Annotated in this window: 22 protein-coding genes and 1 pseudogene; 10 read left to right on the top strand and 13 right to left on the bottom strand. The window is 49.1% G+C overall.

The window, feature by feature from the left end; genetic code table 11:
• The 5 genes from DEP07_RS19900 (at window position 1) to DEP07_RS19880 (ending at window position 4,224) form a co-directional block, all read left to right on the top strand.
• Entirely contained in the window at window positions 1-1,656 is a 1,656-nt protein-coding gene (locus tag DEP07_RS19900; protein ID WP_173597099.1) for an ABC transporter permease, read from the top strand.
• Window positions 1,653-2,294 carry an ABC transporter ATP-binding protein gene (locus DEP07_RS19895; RefSeq protein ID WP_122966197.1) on the top strand — a complete coding sequence of 214 codons (642 nt, stop codon included), beginning with the start codon at window positions 1,653-1,655 and terminating at the stop codon, window positions 2,292-2,294. Before DEP07_RS19900 ends, DEP07_RS19895 begins: the two co-directional genes overlap by 4 nt.
• 129 nt (window positions 2,295-2,423) lie before the next feature.
• A complete protein-coding gene (locus tag DEP07_RS19890) occupies window positions 2,424-3,146 on the top strand; it encodes a DsbA family oxidoreductase (RefSeq protein WP_173597098.1) in 723 nt (240 codons plus the stop codon).
• An 18-nt stretch (window positions 3,147-3,164) separates the two neighbouring features.
• Window positions 3,165-3,650: an Rrf2 family transcriptional regulator gene (locus DEP07_RS19885; RefSeq protein WP_122966196.1), complete on the top strand. Its 486-nt coding sequence runs from the start codon at window positions 3,165-3,167 to the stop codon at window positions 3,648-3,650.
• A gap of 94 nt (window positions 3,651-3,744) precedes the next feature.
• Window positions 3,745-4,224, top strand: coding sequence for an ankyrin repeat domain-containing protein (locus DEP07_RS19880; RefSeq protein ID WP_122966195.1), 480 nt, complete (start codon window positions 3,745-3,747; stop codon window positions 4,222-4,224).
• Window positions 4,225-4,303: 79 nt separating this feature from the next.
• Here DEP07_RS19880 and DEP07_RS19875 read toward each other — a convergent pair whose 3' ends face one another.
• From DEP07_RS19875 to DEP07_RS19855, 5 genes and pseudogenes are all read right to left on the bottom strand, one after another.
• Window positions 4,304-4,750 carry an NUDIX domain-containing protein gene (locus DEP07_RS19875; protein ID WP_429827511.1) on the bottom strand — a complete coding sequence of 149 codons (447 nt, stop codon included), beginning with the start codon at window positions 4,748-4,750 and terminating at the stop codon, window positions 4,304-4,306.
• A 79-nt stretch (window positions 4,751-4,829) separates the two neighbouring features.
• Window positions 4,830-5,411 carry a GNAT family N-acetyltransferase gene (locus tag DEP07_RS19870; RefSeq protein ID WP_287102926.1) on the bottom strand — a complete coding sequence of 194 codons (582 nt, stop codon included), beginning with the start codon at window positions 5,409-5,411 and terminating at the stop codon, window positions 4,830-4,832.
• Window positions 5,412-5,604: 193 nt separating this feature from the next.
• Window positions 5,605-6,132 (bottom strand): DinB family protein, encoded by a 528-nt coding sequence (locus tag DEP07_RS19865; RefSeq protein WP_287102925.1) that lies wholly within the window; start codon window positions 6,130-6,132, stop codon window positions 5,605-5,607.
• Window positions 6,133-6,168: 36 nt separating this feature from the next.
• Complete coding sequence (locus DEP07_RS19860; protein ID WP_173597093.1) at window positions 6,169-7,044, bottom strand: radical SAM/SPASM domain-containing protein; 876 nt, start codon at window positions 7,042-7,044, stop codon at window positions 6,169-6,171.
• 276 nt (window positions 7,045-7,320) lie between these two features.
• Window positions 7,321-7,986: pseudogene (locus tag DEP07_RS19855) on the bottom strand (ABC transporter substrate-binding protein); the annotation flags it as partial.
• A gap of 52 nt (window positions 7,987-8,038) precedes the next feature.
• On the opposite strand from DEP07_RS19855, the gene DEP07_RS19850 reads away from it, so the two are divergent.
• Both DEP07_RS19850 and DEP07_RS19845 read left to right on the top strand, forming a co-directional pair.
• Window positions 8,039-8,275: a hypothetical protein gene (locus DEP07_RS19850; RefSeq protein WP_229049829.1), complete on the top strand. Its 237-nt coding sequence runs from the start codon at window positions 8,039-8,041 to the stop codon at window positions 8,273-8,275.
• Window positions 8,276-8,371: 96 nt separating this feature from the next.
• The gene (locus DEP07_RS19845; RefSeq protein WP_122966190.1) at window positions 8,372-9,136 is read left to right on the top strand and encodes a GNAT family N-acetyltransferase; all 765 of its coding nucleotides are present in this window, start codon (window positions 8,372-8,374) and stop codon (window positions 9,134-9,136) included.
• A gap of 129 nt (window positions 9,137-9,265) precedes the next feature.
• Here the strand turns inward: DEP07_RS19845 and DEP07_RS19840 are convergent, their stop codons facing one another.
• Window positions 9,266-9,811: a TetR/AcrR family transcriptional regulator gene (locus DEP07_RS19840; RefSeq protein WP_280649074.1), complete on the bottom strand. Its 546-nt coding sequence runs from the start codon at window positions 9,809-9,811 to the stop codon at window positions 9,266-9,268.
• Window positions 9,812-10,064: 253 nt separating this feature from the next.
• Between DEP07_RS19840 and DEP07_RS19835 the strand changes: the two genes are divergently transcribed.
• Window positions 10,065-10,964 carry an alpha/beta hydrolase gene (locus tag DEP07_RS19835; protein ID WP_287102924.1) on the top strand — a complete coding sequence of 300 codons (900 nt, stop codon included), beginning with the start codon at window positions 10,065-10,067 and terminating at the stop codon, window positions 10,962-10,964.
• Between the two features lie 190 nt (window positions 10,965-11,154).
• Window positions 11,155-13,104, top strand: coding sequence for an AraC family transcriptional regulator (locus tag DEP07_RS19830; protein ID WP_122966187.1), 1,950 nt, complete (start codon window positions 11,155-11,157; stop codon window positions 13,102-13,104).
• Between the two features lie 167 nt (window positions 13,105-13,271).
• Here DEP07_RS19830 and DEP07_RS19825 read toward each other — a convergent pair whose 3' ends face one another.
• The 3 genes from DEP07_RS19825 to DEP07_RS19815 are packed head-to-tail and all read right to left on the bottom strand — an operon-like array spanning window position 13,272 to window position 16,748.
• A complete protein-coding gene (locus DEP07_RS19825; protein WP_173597090.1) occupies window positions 13,272-13,694 on the bottom strand; it encodes a hypothetical protein in 423 nt (140 codons plus the stop codon).
• Window positions 13,695-13,716: 22 nt separating this feature from the next.
• Window positions 13,717-16,044 carry an ABC transporter permease gene (locus DEP07_RS19820; RefSeq protein ID WP_429827510.1) on the bottom strand — a complete coding sequence of 776 codons (2,328 nt, stop codon included), beginning with the start codon at window positions 16,042-16,044 and terminating at the stop codon, window positions 13,717-13,719.
• Complete coding sequence (locus tag DEP07_RS19815; RefSeq protein WP_122966186.1) at window positions 16,044-16,748, bottom strand: ABC transporter ATP-binding protein; 705 nt, start codon at window positions 16,746-16,748, stop codon at window positions 16,044-16,046. The genes DEP07_RS19820 and DEP07_RS19815 overlap by 1 nt, the downstream gene beginning before the upstream one ends.
• Before the next feature lie 266 nt (window positions 16,749-17,014).
• On the opposite strand from DEP07_RS19815, the gene DEP07_RS19810 reads away from it, so the two are divergent.
• Window positions 17,015-17,587 carry an MOSC domain-containing protein gene (locus tag DEP07_RS19810; protein WP_122966185.1) on the top strand — a complete coding sequence of 191 codons (573 nt, stop codon included), beginning with the start codon at window positions 17,015-17,017 and terminating at the stop codon, window positions 17,585-17,587.
• Window positions 17,588-17,760: 173 nt separating this feature from the next.
• Here the strand turns inward: DEP07_RS19810 and DEP07_RS19805 are convergent, their stop codons facing one another.
• From DEP07_RS19805 to DEP07_RS19790, 4 genes are all read right to left on the bottom strand, one after another.
• Window positions 17,761-18,126 carry a DUF6713 family protein gene (locus DEP07_RS19805; protein ID WP_353772890.1) on the bottom strand — a complete coding sequence of 122 codons (366 nt, stop codon included), beginning with the start codon at window positions 18,124-18,126 and terminating at the stop codon, window positions 17,761-17,763.
• A 246-nt stretch (window positions 18,127-18,372) separates the two neighbouring features.
• Window positions 18,373-19,080 carry a DNA alkylation repair protein gene (locus DEP07_RS19800; protein WP_287102922.1) on the bottom strand — a complete coding sequence of 236 codons (708 nt, stop codon included), beginning with the start codon at window positions 19,078-19,080 and terminating at the stop codon, window positions 18,373-18,375.
• 271 nt (window positions 19,081-19,351) lie between these two features.
• Window positions 19,352-19,489, bottom strand: a complete 138-nt coding sequence (locus DEP07_RS19795) for a hypothetical protein (protein ID WP_287102921.1) — start codon at window positions 19,487-19,489, stop codon at window positions 19,352-19,354.
• Window positions 19,490-19,503: 14 nt separating this feature from the next.
• Window positions 19,504-20,256 carry a hypothetical protein gene (locus DEP07_RS19790; RefSeq protein ID WP_287102920.1) on the bottom strand — a complete coding sequence of 251 codons (753 nt, stop codon included), beginning with the start codon at window positions 20,254-20,256 and terminating at the stop codon, window positions 19,504-19,506.
• Between the last annotated feature and the right edge of the window lie 38 nt (window positions 20,257-20,294).

Below are 20,294 nucleotides of genomic sequence, written 5' to 3'. Positions count from 1 at the left end.
ATGACGGGAGCTGCGTTGCGAAGAAGCCTGAAACGAAAGTGGAACGGGTGGGTAGCGCTGAGCGTGACAGGGGCCGTTTTGGCCCTTCTCCCGTCTCTTTATATTTTGCTCGGACTGTTTGCTCGAACAACCGAGAACTGGCAGCATATTCAGGAATACATGCTGCTGGACTACGCGCTGCAATCGCTCTTGCTTGTGCTGGGAACCGTGTCCTGTACGATCGTCGTAGGCGTTTCGCTGGCTTGGCTGGTAGCTGCCTACGACTTTCCGCTGCGGCGTTTTTTTTCGTTCGCTTTCGTACTGCCGCTGGCGATCCCGCCGTATATTGCCGCGTATACGTACGGCAACATGCTGAGCTATACGGGAAGTATTCAAACTTTTTTGCGAAATGAATGGGGATTGGCTCCCGATCAGCGCTATTTTGACATCATGTCCATGAAGGGCGCTATTTTTATTTTCACGCTGTTTTTGTTCCCGTACGTGTATTTGATTGCGAAAACATTCATGGAGAAGCAGAGCGCGGCTTTCATCGAGAACGCCCGCTTGCTGGGGAAAAATTCGTTGCACATCTTTTTGCGCATCGTGCTGCCGCTCTCGCAGGCTGCGATTGCCGGCGGGGCAAGTCTCGTTGCGTTTGAAGTGCTAAACGATTTTGGCGTCACGAAGCATTTTGGCATTCAATCGTTTACGGCTGCCATTTTCAAGACGTGGTTCGGCATGTATGACGTCGATTCTGCAATTCGTCTGGCGGCCTGGCTCATGAGCTTGATTATCGGGATTTTTGTGGTCGAACGGCTGGTGCGCAGACGCAAAAAGTTCAGTTCCCCGACCAACCGCATGACGCCATTGCGCAGGAGAAAGCTGAAGGGACTGTCCAAGTACGCGGTGCTGTGCTTTTGTGTCGCGGTCGCAGCTTTGTCTTTTTTCATTCCGGTCGCGCAATTGGCAGTTTGGGCGACGTGGACGTACAAGGAAGTGCTGAACGACGTATTTGTGCAGCTTTTGACCAATACATTGCTGATTTCCTGTATTTCCATCACGCTCTTGATGATTTTGGCGGTCACAGTGGCAAACGTCATTCGCTATTCGCGAACTTCCGTATTTTCGCTGGTCATGACCAGGCTGATTTCCATGGGCTATTCGATCCCGGGAGCGGTATTGTCCATCGGCGTGCTTGCCGTCGTGATTTCACTCGACAAAGAGCTTGCGCCGCTGTACGCCTGGCTGGGCTTCGCGGAAGGCAAGCTGGTCATCAGCATGTCGCTGTTCATGCTCATTTTCGCGTACATCATCCGCTTTCTCGCGGTCGGCTACAACGCAGTGGAAGCGGGGTTTGAAAAGACGGGAAACCGTTATGCGGAGGCGTCCCGCTTGCTCGGCATGGGGATGACGCGCACTTTTTTCAAAGTGGATTTGCCGTTGATCAAGGGCGCAGTAATTACCGGGTTCATCCTCGTGTTCATGGAGATCGTCAAGGAGCTGCCGCTTACTTTGCTGCTTCGTCCTTACAACTTCGAAACATTGGCGACGAAAGCGTACCAATACGCCAGCGATGAGCAAATTCATCAGGCGTCGATTCCTTCGCTGCTCATCATCGGTGTCGGCATCGTTTCGGTTTACTTTTATCACTGGCTGGGGGAGAGGCAGGCAAAATGAGCTTTTTTCAATTGGAGAACGTCACATTTGGCTATGATACGGGGAGCGGGCCTGTCGTGCGCGATTTTTCGCTGCGCATGGAGCAAGGGGAGATCGTCGGGATACTGGGAAGCAGCGGCTGTGGAAAAAGCACGTTGCTGCGCTTGATCGCCGGGCTGGAAGCTCCTGCGGGAGGGCGGATTTTGATCGCTGGAAAAGTGCTGGTCGATCCGCGGCAGTTTGTCGAGCCTGAGCATCGTGGGGTCGGGATGATTTTTCAAGATTACGCTCTGTTCCCTCATCTGACCGTCGAACAAAATATTTTGTTTGGACTGCATCGGCTGACCAAAAGGGAACGGGAACAACGTCTGGGGGAAATGCTGTCTCTCGTACAGATGGAGGGCTACGGAAAGCGGTATCCGCACGAGTTGAGCGGCGGGCAGCAGCAGCGGGTAGCTTTTGCCCGGGCTTTGGCGCCCCGTCCCGCGATTTTATTGATGGATGAGCCATTCAGCAACCTGGACGCGGATTTGAAAAAGAAAATACGGGAAGATTTGAAGCAGCTGCTTCGCCACGCGCACATCACGACGATATTGGTGACCCATGACAAGGAGGATGCGGAAACGATTTGTGATCGGATCATCCGACTGGCTCGGTGACGGGCAAAGTGTCGCTTTCTCCTCAAAAGTGCAGCATACAGCAAATAGATGGTGTATAATGTGCTTGTAACGATTGCAGTTTACGGTTGGCCCGTTGGCAAGAGCCGTTGAATAAGAGGAGGATGTACGATGAAAGTAGAAGTTTGGTCTGATTTTGCCTGCCCATTTTGCTATATTGGCAAGCGTCAATTGGAAGGAGCTTTGTCGCAGTTCCCGAACAAGGATCAGGTCGAGGTCGTTTACCGCAGCTTCCAGCTCGATCCAACCATGGAGCGCGATACGAACATGGACATGCATCAGGTGCTGGCGTCCAAATACGGCATGTCGCTTGAGCAAGCAAAAGGCATGAATGACCGTGTAGCTCAACAGGCAAAAGGTGTCGGTCTGGACTATTACTTTGACACGATGATTCCGACGAATACGTTTGATGCCCACCGTCTCGCTCACTATGCGGCTACTCACGGCAAAATGACGGAGATGAAGGAAAGACTGCTGAAAGCGTACTTCACGGAATCGCTGCACTTGGGAGATCACGAAGTATTGGCGCAGCTCGCTTCCGAGGTTGGACTGGACAAAGAGGAGACGCTCGCCATGCTGGCCGGTGACGAATACAAAGACAAGGTGCAGGAAGACAAGCAAAGAGGTGCCGATCTTGGCATCAATGGCGTGCCGTTCTTCGTTTTCAACAACAAATACGCGGTATCCGGCGCACAGCCTGGAGAAGTGTTCCTGGGAGCGCTGAACAAAGTATGGGAGGAAGAACAGGCTGCTGCCCCTCTCCAGTTTGTCGGCCAGGATGAAAAAGAAAAGACAGCCGGGGACAATTGCGCGGACGGCTCCTGCAAGCTGTAAACGACAGGTTGTGTGAGCATGAAGCTGAATCGAATTGATCAGATAGCCAAGCCGCGCTTTCGGATTGCTGTTCACGTACTGGTCTGGCTCGCCCAGAGTGGCGGAGTGCTGTCGAGCGCGACGATTGCGGCCCAAGTCAAGACACATGCAACTTTTTTGCGGCGTGTCATGGCCCAGTTGACCCGTGCCGGTATTGTGGAGGCAAAAGAGGGGCGCGTCGGCGGCTACTATATGACGAAGTGCCCGAAAGAGTTGACGCTGGCCGATATTTACCGCTCTCTCCCGGAAGAACGCGAGGAAGACAGCCAGGAAGAGCTGGATTGCGGCGAGGTTGGCGTGCAGCTCGATCGGCATTTGGAGTCATTGATGAATCAGGCTGAGCAGCAGCTAATCTTGTTCCTCGGGCGGTATACGCTGGCAGATGTCATGGACAGCATCGGCTTTGGCCAGGTAGAACCGAGCGAAGAATTGCTGGAAATCAAAAAGGAAGGCCGACTCTTGTAATGGGAGTCGGTTTTTTTGTGGAAAAAACAGGATATTGCATTTTTTTGCCGAAGCGTTTTGCAGAAGAAGTCCAAAGGAAAAGGAAGAGAGCGCAATGGCATATACATTCGAAGATTTGTACGAAGCAACAGAAATAGACGATTTCGATGAGGTCAAACGGATCTTGCAAAAGCAGCCCGATTTGATTCATGGCAAGGACGAGTATGAGTTTTCCATCTTGCATGCGGCGGTGATGACTGAAGACGAAGAGCTGCTTGAATGGTTGATCGCAAAAGGTGCCGATGTTCACGCCAAAAACGATGAGGGCATCACGCCGCTGCACATCGTCTTGTACCCGGAGATTGCCGCCCTGCTGATTCGGCATGGGGCGAATGTCAACGCTGCGGCGCATGACGGAAGTGCCCCGCTGCACACACAAGTGTCTGACGGGGAGGAACGGCTGGATGTCATCGAGGTGCTGCTTGCGCACGGAGCGGATAAAACGCAAAAGGACGATCGTGGTCAGACTCCGCTCGATATTGCCCTTGAACGCGAGGAAAAAGAGATCGCTCAATTGCTTGGACAAGCGGAGTAAGGCTCGGATTGGTTTGGGAAAAGCTGCGCTGATTTACTGGCGCAGCTTTTTGCTTTGCCTTGTTTTACTTGGCAATCGATCATATATGGCTTGGCGCTGCCGCTCTTTTTTGCAGCGCTTCAATGGCAGGCAGCGTAAAGCAAGCGAGATTTGCGGGGAGGTTGTCCAGAGCGAACCATTTGACTGCCCCGATGGCCCCGCCTTCCTCCATGTTGCGAGCGACCCCGTTCTTGACCACGACTTCGTAGATGGCGGACACCCAATGCTCTCCTGCGTCAGCCTGAATCGTTTCCGCCATGCAGAGCAGGCCGACGATTTCCACATCGAGGTCGACTTCTTCTTTTATTTCCCGAATAACACAGGCTTCCAACTGCTCGTACGGATCGATTTTTCCGCCGGGGATGCTCCAGGTGTCCTTTTGCGGATTCCGATTGCGCCATACTAGCAAAATTTCGTTGCGCTCATTGCGGATGACCGCGCCTACTCCCAGTCGGGGCAGGGTTTCATTGGTTGTGTTCATTGTCATAACTGTGCTCCTTTTGTGCGTAAAAATTCAGCGACGGCATCGTGATCTTGCCGGATCACCAAGGAATGGCAGCCGTTTTTTACCGAAGACGGGTTTCCGTCAACGGATAGTGGCTAAGCACATGTTGCTTGAAGGTCGCATAACTGCACTCGTATACATGGGAATCGTGGTCGCTTTCGCACAGAAGAGTCATCCCGAGACGGCGGGCAAACCGATTGCCGGCAGCCGTTAACGTATCAATGATGATCGAATGGATGCGAGTGCCGCTTCGTTCGACCTCATCCAGCACGTCGAGATAATGGTGGAGCATGATAGGCAGGGCGCCACTTTTCCGATAAGCATCGGCGACAACGACGCAGGACAAATAGTAATGGGCTGACTCGCCAGGCAGCTTCGGATCGTCGATATCCGCTGTGGTCATGAGGCTGTCGTTGAAACGCCCCGCTGCGATCTGCTCGTAGATGTGTTTCTTGACTGGAAGCAGATTCATGAAAGCGACAATTTGCCCGTCATCCTCCATCGCGACGATGCTGTCAGGCCGATAGCGATACCAGTTATAGCTTTCCTCGTACGGTGTGATGTACTCGGCGTCATAGTAGGCAAGCTCCAACTGCTCCATCTGCCGAAAATGCTCCAATTGCAGTTGCTCTTGTTTTTTCATGGTTGTGCTCTCCTTGATCAGACTCGATGATGCGTGCATGGTGCAAGGCTGTCTGAAGCCATCGGGTGTTGGAAACTAACTAGCATTTTAACATAGAGCGGAAGCCGTTGTGAAAGAATGGAAAACATTCCGATCAGAGAGTGAGTCATGAAAAAAGAGGGGGAACGGCTCCCCCTCACGAAAAAGTTTTCCGTTATTTGTCCTGCAAAATACCGAGGTACTCTTTCCACGGGCCTACGTCTGTCGTGTATCGTTTTGCCATCACGCGAACGATTTGGGCGATGTGCGTCAAGTCGTGGACGACCCAGGTGGAGATCAGCTCCCGCGCTTTTACCGGACCGAATGCCGGGTGCAAGCCGGTCAGCTCCAGATGCTGGTCGGGATCAATCAGCTCGGTCAGTCTGGCGATATTTTGCAGGCGAATCGTCTTGAAGTCCTGCAATTTTTCTTCCAAAGATGTCTCGGCCTGATTGTTCAGATGGGCAAAACGGTCAAACGGAGGGAACGGCTCGCTCTCGCCCGCGAGCAAAAGATGTTCCAGTCTCGGTATCCAATTCGTTCGTTCCGCTTCGATCAGGTGCTCTAAAACTTGCAGCGGGCTCCACGTATTTTCGCCTTCCGTGCAGTTGAGCCATTCGCTCGAAAGTCCTCCGAGAGTATGCTGCAACGTCTGCGGTGCGCGCTCCAGCATTCGGGTAGCCTCACGCATTGTGAAATTCATCGAATCGCCCCTTCTGATCCGTATCCGGATAAGTGTTTATGCGCCAAAACGCTGGCGATACCCACAGCGTTTGCACAATTCCTCGACAGCTTCCCTCCGTGAAAACCCTTCGACGATGGCATTGGCCCGCTCGCCTTCCACAATATCGGTAAACGTTGTCTGCTGAATGTTGCCCAGCTTGATGACTCCTTCGCCGTCCAGACAGCAAGGAACGACTGTCCCGTCGACAAGAATGGCAGCCTGACTGCGCAGCGCGTGGCAAAAGCCGCGGCCCTCGTCGCTTGGAGCTGTCATGCTTGGCCACTGAAACTCGTGATCCTGATTCAAATATACGCGCTCGGCGATTTTCACGCCGCTGCCGGGCACGACTTTTTCTTCAATCTGGTAGTCCAGGCCAAACTCTTTTTCAATCATCTCCAGCGTCTGGCGGTTTCTGCTCTTTTGAATGTTCGTGATGTTGTCCTGGGTCAAATTCCAGAGGCGAAAGGAAAAGATGACGTTGTGTTCCGCAGCATCGCGGACAAAAGAGAGAATTTCCCGCAAGTAGCCTTCGCGGTCGGTGGAACCGATATGGCCGTCAAAGCTGTGCAGGGAGAAGTTCATTTGCCGCAGGGCAGGCTTCCCCAACAGCTTATGCCGATTTTTCGCGATCAATGTGCCGTTGGTCGTGATGTTGACCTTGAAGCCTTTTTCGTGGCTCACGTCGAGCAACTCGTCAATTTTGGGATGCAGGAGCGGCTCTCCTTTTACATGCAAGTAAATATGCCGGGTATGCGGCTTGATCTCATCCAGCCGTTTTGCGAAGTTTTCCACCGAGATAAACGTAGCCTTGCGCTCGGTCGGCGGACAGAACGTACAGGCGAGATTGCAAATACTCGTGATCTCTATATAAACTTTTTTAAATGTTTTCAAGATCGTGTCTCCATTCCAGTTGTCCTTTGTTAGTAGGCAGGTATACCTCACATAGTAACATAGGAGGGGAAAGAGGGGGAGCGGTGTATTATGGCGGGAAGTGCTGCCACAGGTTGAAAATGCCTGGCTGCCGGGAAGCGGATGTTTCCTCTGCAATGAGAGCGCGGCATTCCATGTGTCTCAAAAAAACAAGAAGTAACCGTCCGCCAAAGTCCAGCGGGTCGGTTACTTCTATATATAAAGATATAAAGAGAAACGATCAGCCTATCGCGCCGTTTATTTTTTCACGCTTTCAATATACTTGGTCAGGTACTCCTTCACTTTTGTCGGATCGGCTTTCAGCTCATTGCCTGTTTTCACGAGCGGGCTGACGGTCGAGAAAGCTTTGAGTTTGTTGTTTTTATAGAACTGTAAGATTTCATCCTGATTGATCGAATAAAGCACAGCTTTTCGCAAATCCTCGCTTTTGGCGACTTCCCGGTTTTTCGTGTTGAACAGCAAATACGTCACGCCGTTGCTTGGCAGAGTTTGCAGCTTCAGCTTGCTTTCGCCTTTGACAATATCGTACTTCGTTTCCGGCACGCCGTAGTACACATGAATTTCGCCGCTGCGCAGGGCGGAAAGCGAGCTGTCTGCATCTTTGATGAAGCGAACGGTAATTTGCGAGACTCGCGGTTCATGCTCGGTGCCCTTCATGTAGCCAGGGTTTTTGTAGAAGACGCCTTCGTAGTCGTTTTTGTAAGCCAAAATATACGGGCCGCTTGCGTACAGCGTGTTGTTGTACTTGTCGCCTTCCGTTACCGTATTTTGATCGCCATACGGGATGTCTTTGTTTTTATCAAAAGTGGCCACGTCGTACGTGTTGATTTTCTCGACTTGCTGCTTGGATACGATGCCTCCCGACTGGTGAGCCAAATAGTTCAATACTTGAGGGAAAGGCTCGACCCTTTGGACGTAATCACGTCGTCATCGGCATGAATATACGAAGACTTTGTTGGCGGTGATTCCGATTCCCGATCCGCAGGTTGAGGCGAAGAAGAAGAGAGTGTTGGTGGAAGAGCAGGCGGGAGTGGACAAGTACAACCTGGAGCATTCTGAGCTTGTCGAAGTATCGAAAGGGCATTGGGGGAATGCGGGCAGATGGTTCCCCTCCAGCATACATGGATGGATTGATTTCGCGGTGCCCCGTGTCTTTGCGCAGCAGATTTCAGATGGCTTCGCTCTATGTTAAAATATCCCTGTATTTCCATATCGCTTTTCGTTCTAGTCTTTCATTTCGTGACTAGCCACTCATGGATGAGGAGCGAAACAAGGGAGGCGGATTACGGTGGAGTTTCTGTCATTGACGAAACATAACATAGAGTCTGAACACATCTGCTGTGCATTGGGTGCCAAACAATACGAGCAGGCAGTTGCGGAAAAAAAGGACTGGCTGACCGCGCGCATGGAAGAAGGGCTCGTTTTTTACCGCCTGAACGAACGGGCGAAGGTTTTTATTGAATACTTGCCTGCGGAAATGGCCTGGGCACCGATTGAAGCGCCCAATTACATGTATATCAACTGTTTGTGGGTTTCAGGCAGGTATAAAGGCAAAGGATACGCCAAGCAGTTGCTGGATCATTGCAGAGCGGATGCCGTCAGCCGAGGGATGGACGGCATCGTGCATGTCGCGGGGCGGAAAAATTACCCGTATTTAAGCGAGAAGCGTTTCTTTACACATATGGGATTCGCGGTCGTCGACGAAGCGGAGCCGTATTTTCAATTGTTGGCTTGGAAGTGGAACGAGCAGGCTGCCGCTCCAGCTTTTGCGAAGCGGGAACCGCTTTTTTTACAGCAGAAAGGCGTGGTCATTTTCTACACGGCGCAATGTCCGTTTGCTGTGGGCGTATTGGATGAGCTTGCGAAAGTGGCGAGCCGAAAAAATGTTCCTTTCCGTGCTGAGCGGATTACCACCAGGGCAGAGGCGCAACAAGCCCCTACGATATGGACGACCTTCGGCTTGTTCTACAACGGAGAGTTTGTTACGCACGAGATATGGAGCGGAAATAAATTTGAGAAATGGCTGGATGAGCTTCACGCCAGCCGCAATTGAGTTTGGCAGAGAAAAAGGGAAAGGCAGGAGGACGGCTTCTGCTTTTCCCTTTTTCTTATAGCTGCAAGGGCAAGAGTGGATACGGGCGACCTGCGCAGGAGCCAGCAGCAACATTTTCAAGTCGCTTCCTCACAAATTCCGCTCCAACAATCTCCCCATTTGTTCAGCCAAAACCTTTTGCGAGACAGGCCGATTATTTGCAAACCACCATTCCACCAGCCCGACCAGGGCGGAAGCTACAAACTGAATGATCACTCCTTGATCAAACCCCTGATTTTTCCCCTCGGTTACATTCACTTCTTTTTTTACTTCATCAATGAGATAGTCCAGAAATCGCGTGCGGAAATAAGGTGCTCCTTTACTGGTGAGCATCAGCGAAAAGAAAGCGTAGTGTTCTTCAAAGTATCTGCTCCAGATTTCGGTGGCTTCGATAAACTCCAGTTCGGAAGAAGATTCACACAGTATCCGGAGCTGTTCGATGTGGGCCTCAATCAGCTTGTCCAGCAAGTCGTACTTGTCCATGTAGTGCAGGTAGATCGTGCCCCGGCTTACGTTGGCTTTGTCGGAAATGTCCTGGATGGTAATGGCGTCGAAACTTTTTTCCGCCATCAGCTCAATGACTGCTTTTTTTACGGCTTCTTGTGTTTTGAGGATGCGTCTATCCACCTTCGCCATGAGTTGTCACCCATCTTTCTATCGATCATGTACAAATGATATCGATTTGTTCATTACTAAACAAACGGCAGGAATCTAACAATTGTAGATTTGCTAGACATATTTATAATAATAGACATATGTTTAATAATATATCAACGTTTATTATCTTTTGCCGCACGAAAGTTACTGACGGAAGGAGGGGCGCTGGAAGAGCTTGACTGTATTCAAACAAAAACCTTCTATAATAGACGAACGATAAGGAGACTTCGATATGAAAAAATCGATTACTTTTAAAAATGGTCTTTTGCATATGGCAGGCGATCTGTACTTGCCAACCGATTTTGACGAAGCGAAAAAGTATGCTGCGGTCGTGACTGTGCACCCAGGTGGAGGCGTCAAGGAACAAACGGCTGGTTTGTATGCACAAAAGCTTGCCGAGCAAGGATATGTTGCGCTGGCATTTGATGCGTCTTATCAAGGGGAAAGCGGTGGCGAGCCGCGCCTGTTGGAAGATCCTTTTGCCAGAGTGGAGGATGTTCGCAGCGCGGTAGATTATTTGACCACGCTCCCGTTTGTCGATGCGGAAAAAATCGGGGCGCTTGGCATCTGCGCAGGCGGCGGTTATGCCGTAGCGGCGGCGCAAACAGAACGCCGGATCAAAGCGGTGGCAACGGTCAGTGCGGTCGATATCGGTGCGATGTTCCGCGGGGAAGACAGTGCCGCGGCATTGCAAACACTCGAAGCAGTAGGAAAACAGCGCACGGCAGAAGCAACAGGCACCGCAGCGATGTTTTTGCACTGGGCGCCGAACTCGCTTGAAGAAAGAGCGCAAGCAACTTCCGTGCTCATGCAGGAAGCTTACGACTACTACCGGACTCCTCGTGCGCAACACCCAAATTCTACAAACCGCTTCCTGTTCAGCAGTCTCGACAAGCTCATGGCGTTCTCGGCAACGACCAATATCGGCACCTTTTTGACGCAGCCGCTCCTGTTGATTGCAGGAAGCGAAGCAGGTACGCGCAGCTACAGCGAGCAATTTTTCGCTTTGTCGAATGGGCCGAAAGAACTCTTTTGGGTAGAAGGCGCAACACATATCGCGATGTACGACATTCCTGAGTATGTCGCGCAAGCGGTAACGAAATTGACGGCGTTCTTTGGTGAAAATCTGTAAGGCTATAAGTATGCATGCAGAAAAAGGCTAAGCCCCCGCTTCCAACGGTGCTTGGCCTTTTCTTTGTGTTGGGCGATGCGAGCAGCCAATCAGCCGCTGTTACAATCAATTGGACAGCGCTGGCTAAGGTCTAGTAGACTAAGAAGCAAAACAGACAGAAACACGAGTGGACTTGAGGGGAGGGGCCTTGGTGGATATAGACGAGCATTTGCGGCTTTGGGATCACGCTACTGTCAAAATACTGGATGTCCGGCAGGTGATGCTGGACCCGCACGAGAAGCGATCTGCCTACAGGCTGCCCGCCAGCTTTTTTCTCCTGGTCACTCGTGGACGCGCCTATGCAGCCGTGGACGGGGTTTTGCAAATGTTTGCACCGTTCAAGGTTGTGCACGGTGGCAAAGGGACACAACTGGAGATCGTCCAGACGCTTGAGGCACTGGAATACTATCTGATTTGCTACAAGGCGACAATGCCGCTCTCCTGCAAAAGCGAGCTGCTTCAGGCATTGGAACAACATCGGCCTTTTCATGCCCCATTTGCCATGGAGCCGCGTTCACCTCTCGCGTTGCTTGATATCGTTCAAAATATGCAGGGACTTGTCGGGCAAGAGGGCCAATGGGAAAAATTGCGGATCAAGTCGTTGTTCTATCAATTTCTGTTGGAAGTATACGGACAACTGCGGGACGATCACAACCGAGTCACGACAACCGATCCCGTCACACAAGCCATGACGTATATGAAAACGCATTTTGCCCAACCGATCACAGTCGAGTTTCTGGCAGACATGTTCGGTTTGAGTCCTGGATACATGGCAAGACGCTTCAAAAGTCGTACAGGAACAAGCGTCATCGAATACGTGATTCAGATTCGCATTCAGCAAGCGAAAACATGGCTTTCGCAAACAGACGCTTCCTTGCAAGAAATTTCCTCGCGCATCGGGTACGAGGATGTGTATTATTTCAGCCGTTTGTTCAAAAAACGCACAGGACTGTCGCCAATCGAATTTAAAATGTCCCAACGTCAGCATAATCCATCTGCAAGGTCAGAATCGTCTATTGTCCCACTTTCGGCTCACTGGTATATTGATGATGTTAATAACGAGAATCATTATCATTATCTTGTGAAAAGAAAGGACCCTTCCTCCATGTACAAAATGACGAGATCTTCCTTGCCTTTAACCGGACTGTTGAGCCTGCTGCTGTTCCTGTCCGCGTGCTCGGGCGGGGCAAGCCTGAATGCCCAGCCTGTCAGCAGTCAAAACGCGAGCAGTGCAGAGGCGCAGACAAAATCGGCAGAGCAGGCGGTGGCGCAAACGAAAACGGTCAGCACGATTTTCGGAGACGTAGTGATTCCCGCCAAGGCGAACCGAATTGTCACGAACAATTTGTTGTCGTCGATTTTAGCTGTGGGAGTAACACCAGTCGGCGCACTAAAGCCTTACATTGACAACCCGTTCATCTCCCAGGATGTGGCTGGTGTCGAAAGCATCGGTGAGGAATGGACGGTATCGCTGGAAAAAGTCGTTGCTTTGTCTCCCGACCTGATTATTATTGATACGAACGACAAGAGCGAATACGAGAAGTACGCGAAAATTGCCCCTACCGTTGCCGTTCCGTTCGGGACGTTCAAAAACGATCATGAGGAAGTCCGCTATTACGGCAAGCTGTTGGGGCGTGAAGCCGAGGCGGAAGCGTGGCTGGCCGAATACGACCGCCGGGCAGAAGCAGCGAAAAAGAAAGTCGAGGGGCTGTTCCCCGCCGGAGAGACTTTTGCGCTCATGCGCTGGGAATCCGACTTCCGCATTCTCGGCAACAGATGGGGCAGGGGTGGACAGGCGATCTACGATATTTTGCAGTTGAACCCGCCACCGATCGTGAAGCAGGAGCTGTGGGGCGACACCCAGCAACTGTCCATCTCCGAGGAAGTGCTGGACAAATACGCTGGCGACCACATTTTTATCGTCAGTGGCAAAGACAACCGCCAGTTTGAATCGAACCCGATGTGGAAGCAGTTGAAAGCGGTCAAAGAAGGCAAGGTCTACTGGTTCGAATCGGAGCGCTACTCCTATTGGGACCCGATCACGACGATTGCCCAAGCCGAAGAAATCGCGGATATGCTGGTGGCGAAGTATCGGAAGTGATGGGGGATCGAGAAGCCCAAGCAGGGGATCATGCTTGGGCTTTTTTCTGTGAGAAATATCTGGTATTTTTCATGAAATTGGATGTGACGGCTTGCGGTCAACCAAAAACGGTTATGACTGTTTGGGAATAGCTTGGTTAAACTCGGACGCTCCCGGCAAAGTATCTTCTAGGACTGTTGCAGGCCAGCCAGCGAAAGATCGCCGTACATATCTACTGTCCAAATATCATTGTGATCCGCCCGCTGTTTTAAGCTGACGCTATATAACCAGCCGTCTTTCGTGATGACTAAAATATGCCGCTGATTTTCGCTTTTGCTTATAGTTTGAAATGACTCCATTTCTTTTTGAAAATACTCAGAGATAAAAGTGCGCAATACTTTTTTGTAGTCTTTGCGATCGGGATCGTTTTCAAGGCTTTTCAGCTTGGTTGTGTCAAATTCTTCGACAGAATTAAAGTCATGAATCAACTGGAACCGCTCGACCAGCTGGTCCCGATCTACAATATGAACAGGCGAGGTGGGGTTCGTATTTTCTTTTGGTTCGCATCCAATCAAGAGTAATAAAATCAGACAATAACTTGCTAATTTCATCTCAACGACCCCCTTTTCTTTTTTACTCCACACTCTTCAACGACCCGATCATATCAATCCTGCCAACCTTCCGTTTCAGCAGCAAGTTAGACAAAAGCGTGAGCAAAAACGCAAGCGCAAAAGAAGCGACTAGCACAAATACATTCAATTGATCAGGAATCTGTTGATGGCTGCTGGACAGTGCCTTCACGATCATCCGATAAACATAGCCGCTGAGCGGCAGAGCGACAATGACCGCAAAGGCGGTCAGGATCATGTTTTCCCAAAAGATCAGCCGGTTGATTTTATGTTTCGGATAGCCCAATACTTTCAAGGTCGCAAGCTCGCGGTTCCGTTCGTAAATGTTGATGGAGGATATGGTGTAAATGGCGCCAAAAGACAGGATGATCGCGCAAACGATAAACAGGATAAAGACAAAACTGTTTTGCTGCAAAATATATTGTGCCGATTTCTTCAGATCGTTTTTATCCGCAATCGCATCTACCCGATGATCCTGCTCAAAAAAGGTGCGAACCGTTGCCAGGTTTGTCGGGCTGGCTCCTTCCACCAAAAGCATGTTCGGGCTGTAGTCTATGCCAAAGCTCTGCAAATAGGCTGGCGTGCTGTAAAACGCCGGATTCGAATACTGTGTTGATACATGTAAAACCTTCATATCTACCCACATAGTTTTCAACTCGGGTGCGGTGAAGTGCACTTGGATGGTATCGCCTTCGGAAATACGGTATTTGTCCGCATACGATTTGGGTACGAGAACGCCGTGATCTTCCAGAGAAATTTTATTCCCTTTTTCGTCGAAGAAATGAAGCAGGCTGTTACTCTTTTCCGTAACAACGAAAGTGGCATTTTCTGTTTCAGTGCCTTTTCTAAATGCAACAGGAAAAGTCGCTAAAAAATAGCCGCTTTTGCTGCCAGGAGGCAACTTTAGCTGTTCTAGAGATGTGCCTTTTGCAAAATCTACGCGCAAATCGTACGTGTAAACCTCTTCGATTTGGCTCGCTACTTGCAGCAAAGCTGTCTGCGTGCCGAAAGCAGCGATCAGTAACACCGTGCTGATCACAACGCCAATCGAGCTTGCCAAAGCCTTTTGCTTGTTTAAAAATATATTACGCAAAATGAGCTTGTAGCTGTAGGACAGCCGATTCCAAACACCCGGGAATCTTTCTATCCACAGTTGTTGCATCGTTTTGGGCGGTTTGGGACGCATGGCTTCCGCTACGCGTTCTTTTAAAATGCTTCTGCCACTCAAATAACAGGACAACATGCCAAAAACACTGGAAAAGAGGAGGGGCGGGAGGACGGAAAAAACAGACATGGAGTAGGTGATACCAGGCAGAGAGTAGGCTCGCGCGCTCGAAGCAGTCACTAAGGGAACGAAAACAATAGCGGCAACGACGCAACCGATGATGGAACCTGCGATAGCGACCAGGACGGGATACCCCATGTAATGAAGCATGATCGTTCTTGTCGGGACACCCAAGGCTTTCATAATGCCAACTTGATTTCTTTGCGAATCAATCAGTCTCGACATGGTCAGAAAAAGAATAATAGCTTCAATCAAAAACAGAACAAAAGGGATAACTTTGCTCATCAAGTTGTTGTTGTGAATCGTCTGATTAACTTTCGAGTAGCTGAAAGTCCGCTCTTTACTGATTTGATCCACATAAGCAAGGTAGCTGGACTGCGCTTCGATAGATTTGCCCAAGCTGTCGATATCGTAGCCATCCTGCGCATCGATCATCACCTCATTGTAAGAAAAGCCGCCTGCGATTTCAGGTATTGTCGCTTCGGCAATATAGCCGATTCCGTACGCTTGGTGATCTTGAATGTCGTTCTTTTTCGCATGCTCGACGTTCTCGCCCAAGCCGCTGATGGTAAAAGCCACACTTTTTTCGTTCGCACGCAAATGGATTTGCTCACCGATCTGCAGCTGATTTTCTTTGGCGTAATGGGAGTCTAGCATGATTTCATTCTTTTTGTCCGGGATACGCCCTGCAATCAAAGTGGGCGTGTTTATTTCATTTCGCACAGGGATGGAGTGAATTTTTAGCGAGGTGTTATGACCTGCAATCACTTGTGTGGCGTCAAAGGTGTAGCGTCCTTCGATTTTCTTGATTCCGGCAATGCTGCTTAAATCGGCCAACTCGTCTTTGGAGATTTGTTTGTACGACACATATAAATCGCTTACATGATGTTCTTTGAAATAGCTGTTCACAAAAGCGCTCAGATTATCGCTGTACGTGGTCAGCCCCGCATAGAAAAAAGCTCCAACCGCTACTACCAAGACCAAGGCGATAAATTGACCGATGGATTGCCTGATATCCCTTGTTAGCTTCCAAAATAATTTCATCATCACCACTCGATCCCTTCAACGCTTTGTTTGCGATGATTAACGGTCACGCTCTCGATCATTCCGCTTTTTACCTTGATGATTTTATCGGCCATCGGCGCGATTGCAGAATTATGCGTGACCAGCACGACGCACTTTTTGGTTTCCTGGTTCAAATTTTGCAGGAGTTTCAGGACGGATTTGCCCGTCTCATAGTCCAAAGCCCCAGTCGGTTCATCGCAGAGCAGCAGCAGCGGGTTTTTCGCAACAGCCCTGGCAATGGCAACTCTTTGCTGTTCGCCGCCAGAGAGCTGCGAAGGGAAGTTTTTGAGCCGATGGCCTAATCCGACCAGTTGCAAAATGTCTTTGGCCTTCAGATGGTTTTTGCATACTTCCGTGGCAAATTCAACGTTTTCCAACGCAGTTAAGTTGGGGATCAGGTTGTAAAATTGAAACACAAAGCCAACTTTTTCAGCCCGGTACTGCGTTAGTTTTGTCTCGTCGAATCTCGTAATTTCTTGGTTGCCGACAAACACCTGGCCAGAAGTAGCGGTATCCATGCCGCCAAGTATGTTCAAAATCGTGCTTTTTCCTGCGCCACTTGCCCCCAGAACCACGACAAATTCGCCTTCCGCGATGGAAAAATCAACTCCGTTTAGCGCCTTGATCGGGACTTCGCCGATTTTGTATTCTTTTGTGACGGCTTTGAATTGGATTAGCTGTTTCATTGAGTGCCCTCCATGAATGATGCATATGAATCCATAATATACCAATTTGTTGGAGGGACATCCTGCACCCGATGTAATTTTGTATCAGTCTTAGGGAGGAGTATCGCTTCACGATTATGCTTTTTCTTCCTAAAAAAGGAGCCATTCATGATACACTGTGAGGAATGGGGCGAAGTAGGGGTTAGCAAGAAGACTGTGGGGGAAATATTCAAACATTTGCGGCAAGCATTCGGAGCATAATCGCCGATCACTGAGAGGAGAATTGTATGAAAACATACGCAGCATCAGTTGAAGCTATACTTATCGCTGACAATCCCGAGACTTTCGTCACACGCCGTATCCCCGAGACAAAACTGGAGTTCGGAGGCATACCGGGTGACCGACATTTTGGCGTGACTTTCGGAGCAGACTCCCGTCAGACGATGTATCCGCGCGGAACCGAAATCTTGAACCGTCGCCAAATCACGGTGGTGTCCCAAGAGGATTGCGCCATCATCGCCGAAAACTTGAAAGTTCCGTTTGTTTTGCCCGAGTGGCTGGGGGCTAATCTTTTGATAAGCGGATTTCCTGATTTGACAAGCCTGACGATGGGCTCGCGAATCCTGCTGCCGAGTGGAGCGGGTCTTATTTGTATGGGAGAAAATCTTCCTTGTGTCCATCCCGGAGAAGAAATTCAAAAAAATTACGATGCAGAGGCACACCCAAAATTGGCCGGACGCTTTGTAAAAGCGGCATTCAAGCGCAGAGGGATTGTTTGTGCCGTCGAATGTCCCGGCACGATCAAGCTGGGGGACCAGGCTCAAATTCTCGTGAATAACCTTGCCAATCCGATGCAATAAATCATGTTGCTGCGCTGGCGAATGTTCATGAAGTAACGAAAAAGGTGGTTAAACCCGAGAAGCTTCAAGAGGTTTAGCCACCTTTCTGTTTTGTATTTTTCACCGCAAACTGACAGACTCTGCAGGTGTTGAGGGCGTATGCGCGACTTGACGTGACGGATGGCGCGGTAAGGTCAAAACAGCATTAACCCGAGCAGATGGAAGATTCCCAATACGCCCATTGGATAAATGAGCAATCTTGAATACGGGTTCGTAAAGTTATTGTTCGGATGCTTCTCAAAGAAATAGTGGATGATCGAGTGAAAAATGAGAAACACATCTATGATGATGAAGGAAACGATTTGTTGACTGATAAACGAATACAATAAGATGGCATACAGGGGAAGATGGAGGATGGTAAATACTTTGAAGGCGCGGCTATCGTCCATATCTTTCAGGATGGCGAACATTTTCCACTCTTTGGCTCTGATTGCATCCATTTCGTGCAAGAGCAGGAGAGAGAAATTGATGGAGAAGATTACGAGCAAGACCGATGACAAAATGGCCACCCTCTTTCATTGCTGATTACCTACATTAAATCATGTTGAAATCTGCCAAACAAATGAAAGAATGGTGAATGTTGTGTTGGAGGAAACTTGGGGTCAGCGTCAAGAACTTGATTCACATGCAAAAGAAAAAGGCTAAACTCCCGTCGAATCAAAGGGGTTTAGCCTTTTAGCTTATTTCAAAGTCTACAACGTCACAGACTCCACATGTATCGTATGACGAGTGCAGCACGCCAGAGTTTAACACCTTACATGCTTGCGCTTGAAACCAAGCTGTCCTTTATCTACTGCTTTTTGAATATTTTCGAAAGCGTGTATGAGCTTGCTTTTGTTTTTGTCCCGTTTGACTTCTACCGGGCCTACTGCCTTGGCAGTCTCGACCGCCTTGCCATGGAGCGGCACATAAGATACAGCCACCGTGTACATAAAGTTGTTCATCGCGTATTTCGCTCGTTCGGGAGCAGCGTGAATCGTGCGTTGCACCAGATCAAGCATACTGGAAATTTTGTCCACGGAGAACTCACGATCCGGACGATTCCCCAACAGCCAGCAGTAGCAGCTCCAACCCGCCGACATTCGCAACTCTTCACCGCTTGCGATCCATTTATCGGCAACCTTTTGGGCAATATCTGATTCCGCTAAAGTTACGGCAACCACATAATCGGACAGCATGTAAAAATAAGCCGCATCCATCCAACGTTCATAATCTGCTTCCGTCATCGCATTGGGGTCTGCAATGATGCCGGCAAAGTACATAGCGTCGTAGTTCCCTGTTGCGTAAAGCTCCTCGGCCAGAGGCTGATTGATCTTTGTTTTCTTGAAGATGGGCTTCATCGCGCCTGTCGCCACGCCAAAAAGCGGTTCATGCGCGCCGTTGGAAATGTACATCTTCTTGAGTCGTTCTTTACCGAGAGCCTCAAGCTCCTGCATCACCATTTCGGCATTCATTGTCTGACACACCCTTTCTGCAGCGGATTTGCCCGGTTTCATTGCATTTTGATTGTCAACAGAGACACCGACTCCACATGTGTAGTGTGGGCAAAATAGACAGACTTCCGATGTGGCAGTATTCGCTAAATAATAAGTGCAATAGAGACACCCCTTCGTACTGAGAACGTAGTTAAAGCTTCCATAGGGTCAAAATAAAAAGTACCCTGATATTTTTTCATCAAGGTACAATAGAAACCCAATTCTCTATAATAATGAATTAGTTATCTAATCAATGTCCGGGGTCAGCAACATTCTGTTTTACTTCAAATATTTTAGGTGTATTATTGTAGGTCACGTCTGTAGGTAGCAAATTCACACACACAGCCATGGACAACGATAATACCATCAATGCCATTACCTTTTTCATCCGGGAAAACCTCCTTATTTTCCAAAAGTACCCACATTTGTATTATACACTTCTTTTAGCTTTTTGATATACGGTAAATCCATCGGCAGTGAATTTTCATCAAAATAAGTTAGCATTTCGTTCAAACATTTATTCATCTCTTCAAATGCACTAATGAAACCATACGCCTTTAAGCTGTTAACGTAGCTTTCCATCCCCTCATCCAAACGTCCTAATTTAGTTAGGAATCTGCCTTTGAGTTGGTAGTAAGCACCAATCGAACGGTGTTTATAAGGTGTCTGAGGATTAGCAGGTAAGATTGCTTTCTCGTTCATCAGCACTTCTTCGATAGCATCCATATTACCTAATTCTAAATAAATTTCGAGTAATTCGTTGACCACATGTACCTTGTTCTCTTTGTGAAGTTCATCCATATAACTTCGGAGCATTGGAATAGCGACTTCGTAATCCTTTTTCCTTGCTTTAGTAGTTGCCCGGTTAATCTTGCTGGATTCTACAACGAAATCATATTTAAACTCTTCAAACACATCTAGATGCTGTTCGACTGCATCGAAATTATCTAAGAAGAAATAAGAGTTAATCATGGCAAGATAGGCTCTAGCCTTTAACTCAGTGTTACTTGTTTCAAGTGCAAGACCTTTCTGGCATAGTTCAATACACTGTGAATATTTTTGGGTGTTATGAGCATGGAGTGTCATTCTGAAATAGTATGTGATTTTTTCCTCAAGAGTAAGGAAGTCTGTGTAATGTAAAAGCTCTTCTCCCATTCGGAATGTTTCTTCATGTGAATGTCAATCAAAAAGTT

The sequence above is a fragment of the Brevibacillus sp. genome (assembly GCF_003521185.1).
Taxonomy (GTDB): domain Bacteria; phylum Bacillota; class Bacilli; order Brevibacillales; family Brevibacillaceae; genus Brevibacillus; species Brevibacillus parabrevis.
The sequence above is the reverse complement of the archived record's forward strand: the minus strand, read 5'-3'. Positions and strand labels throughout refer to the sequence as shown.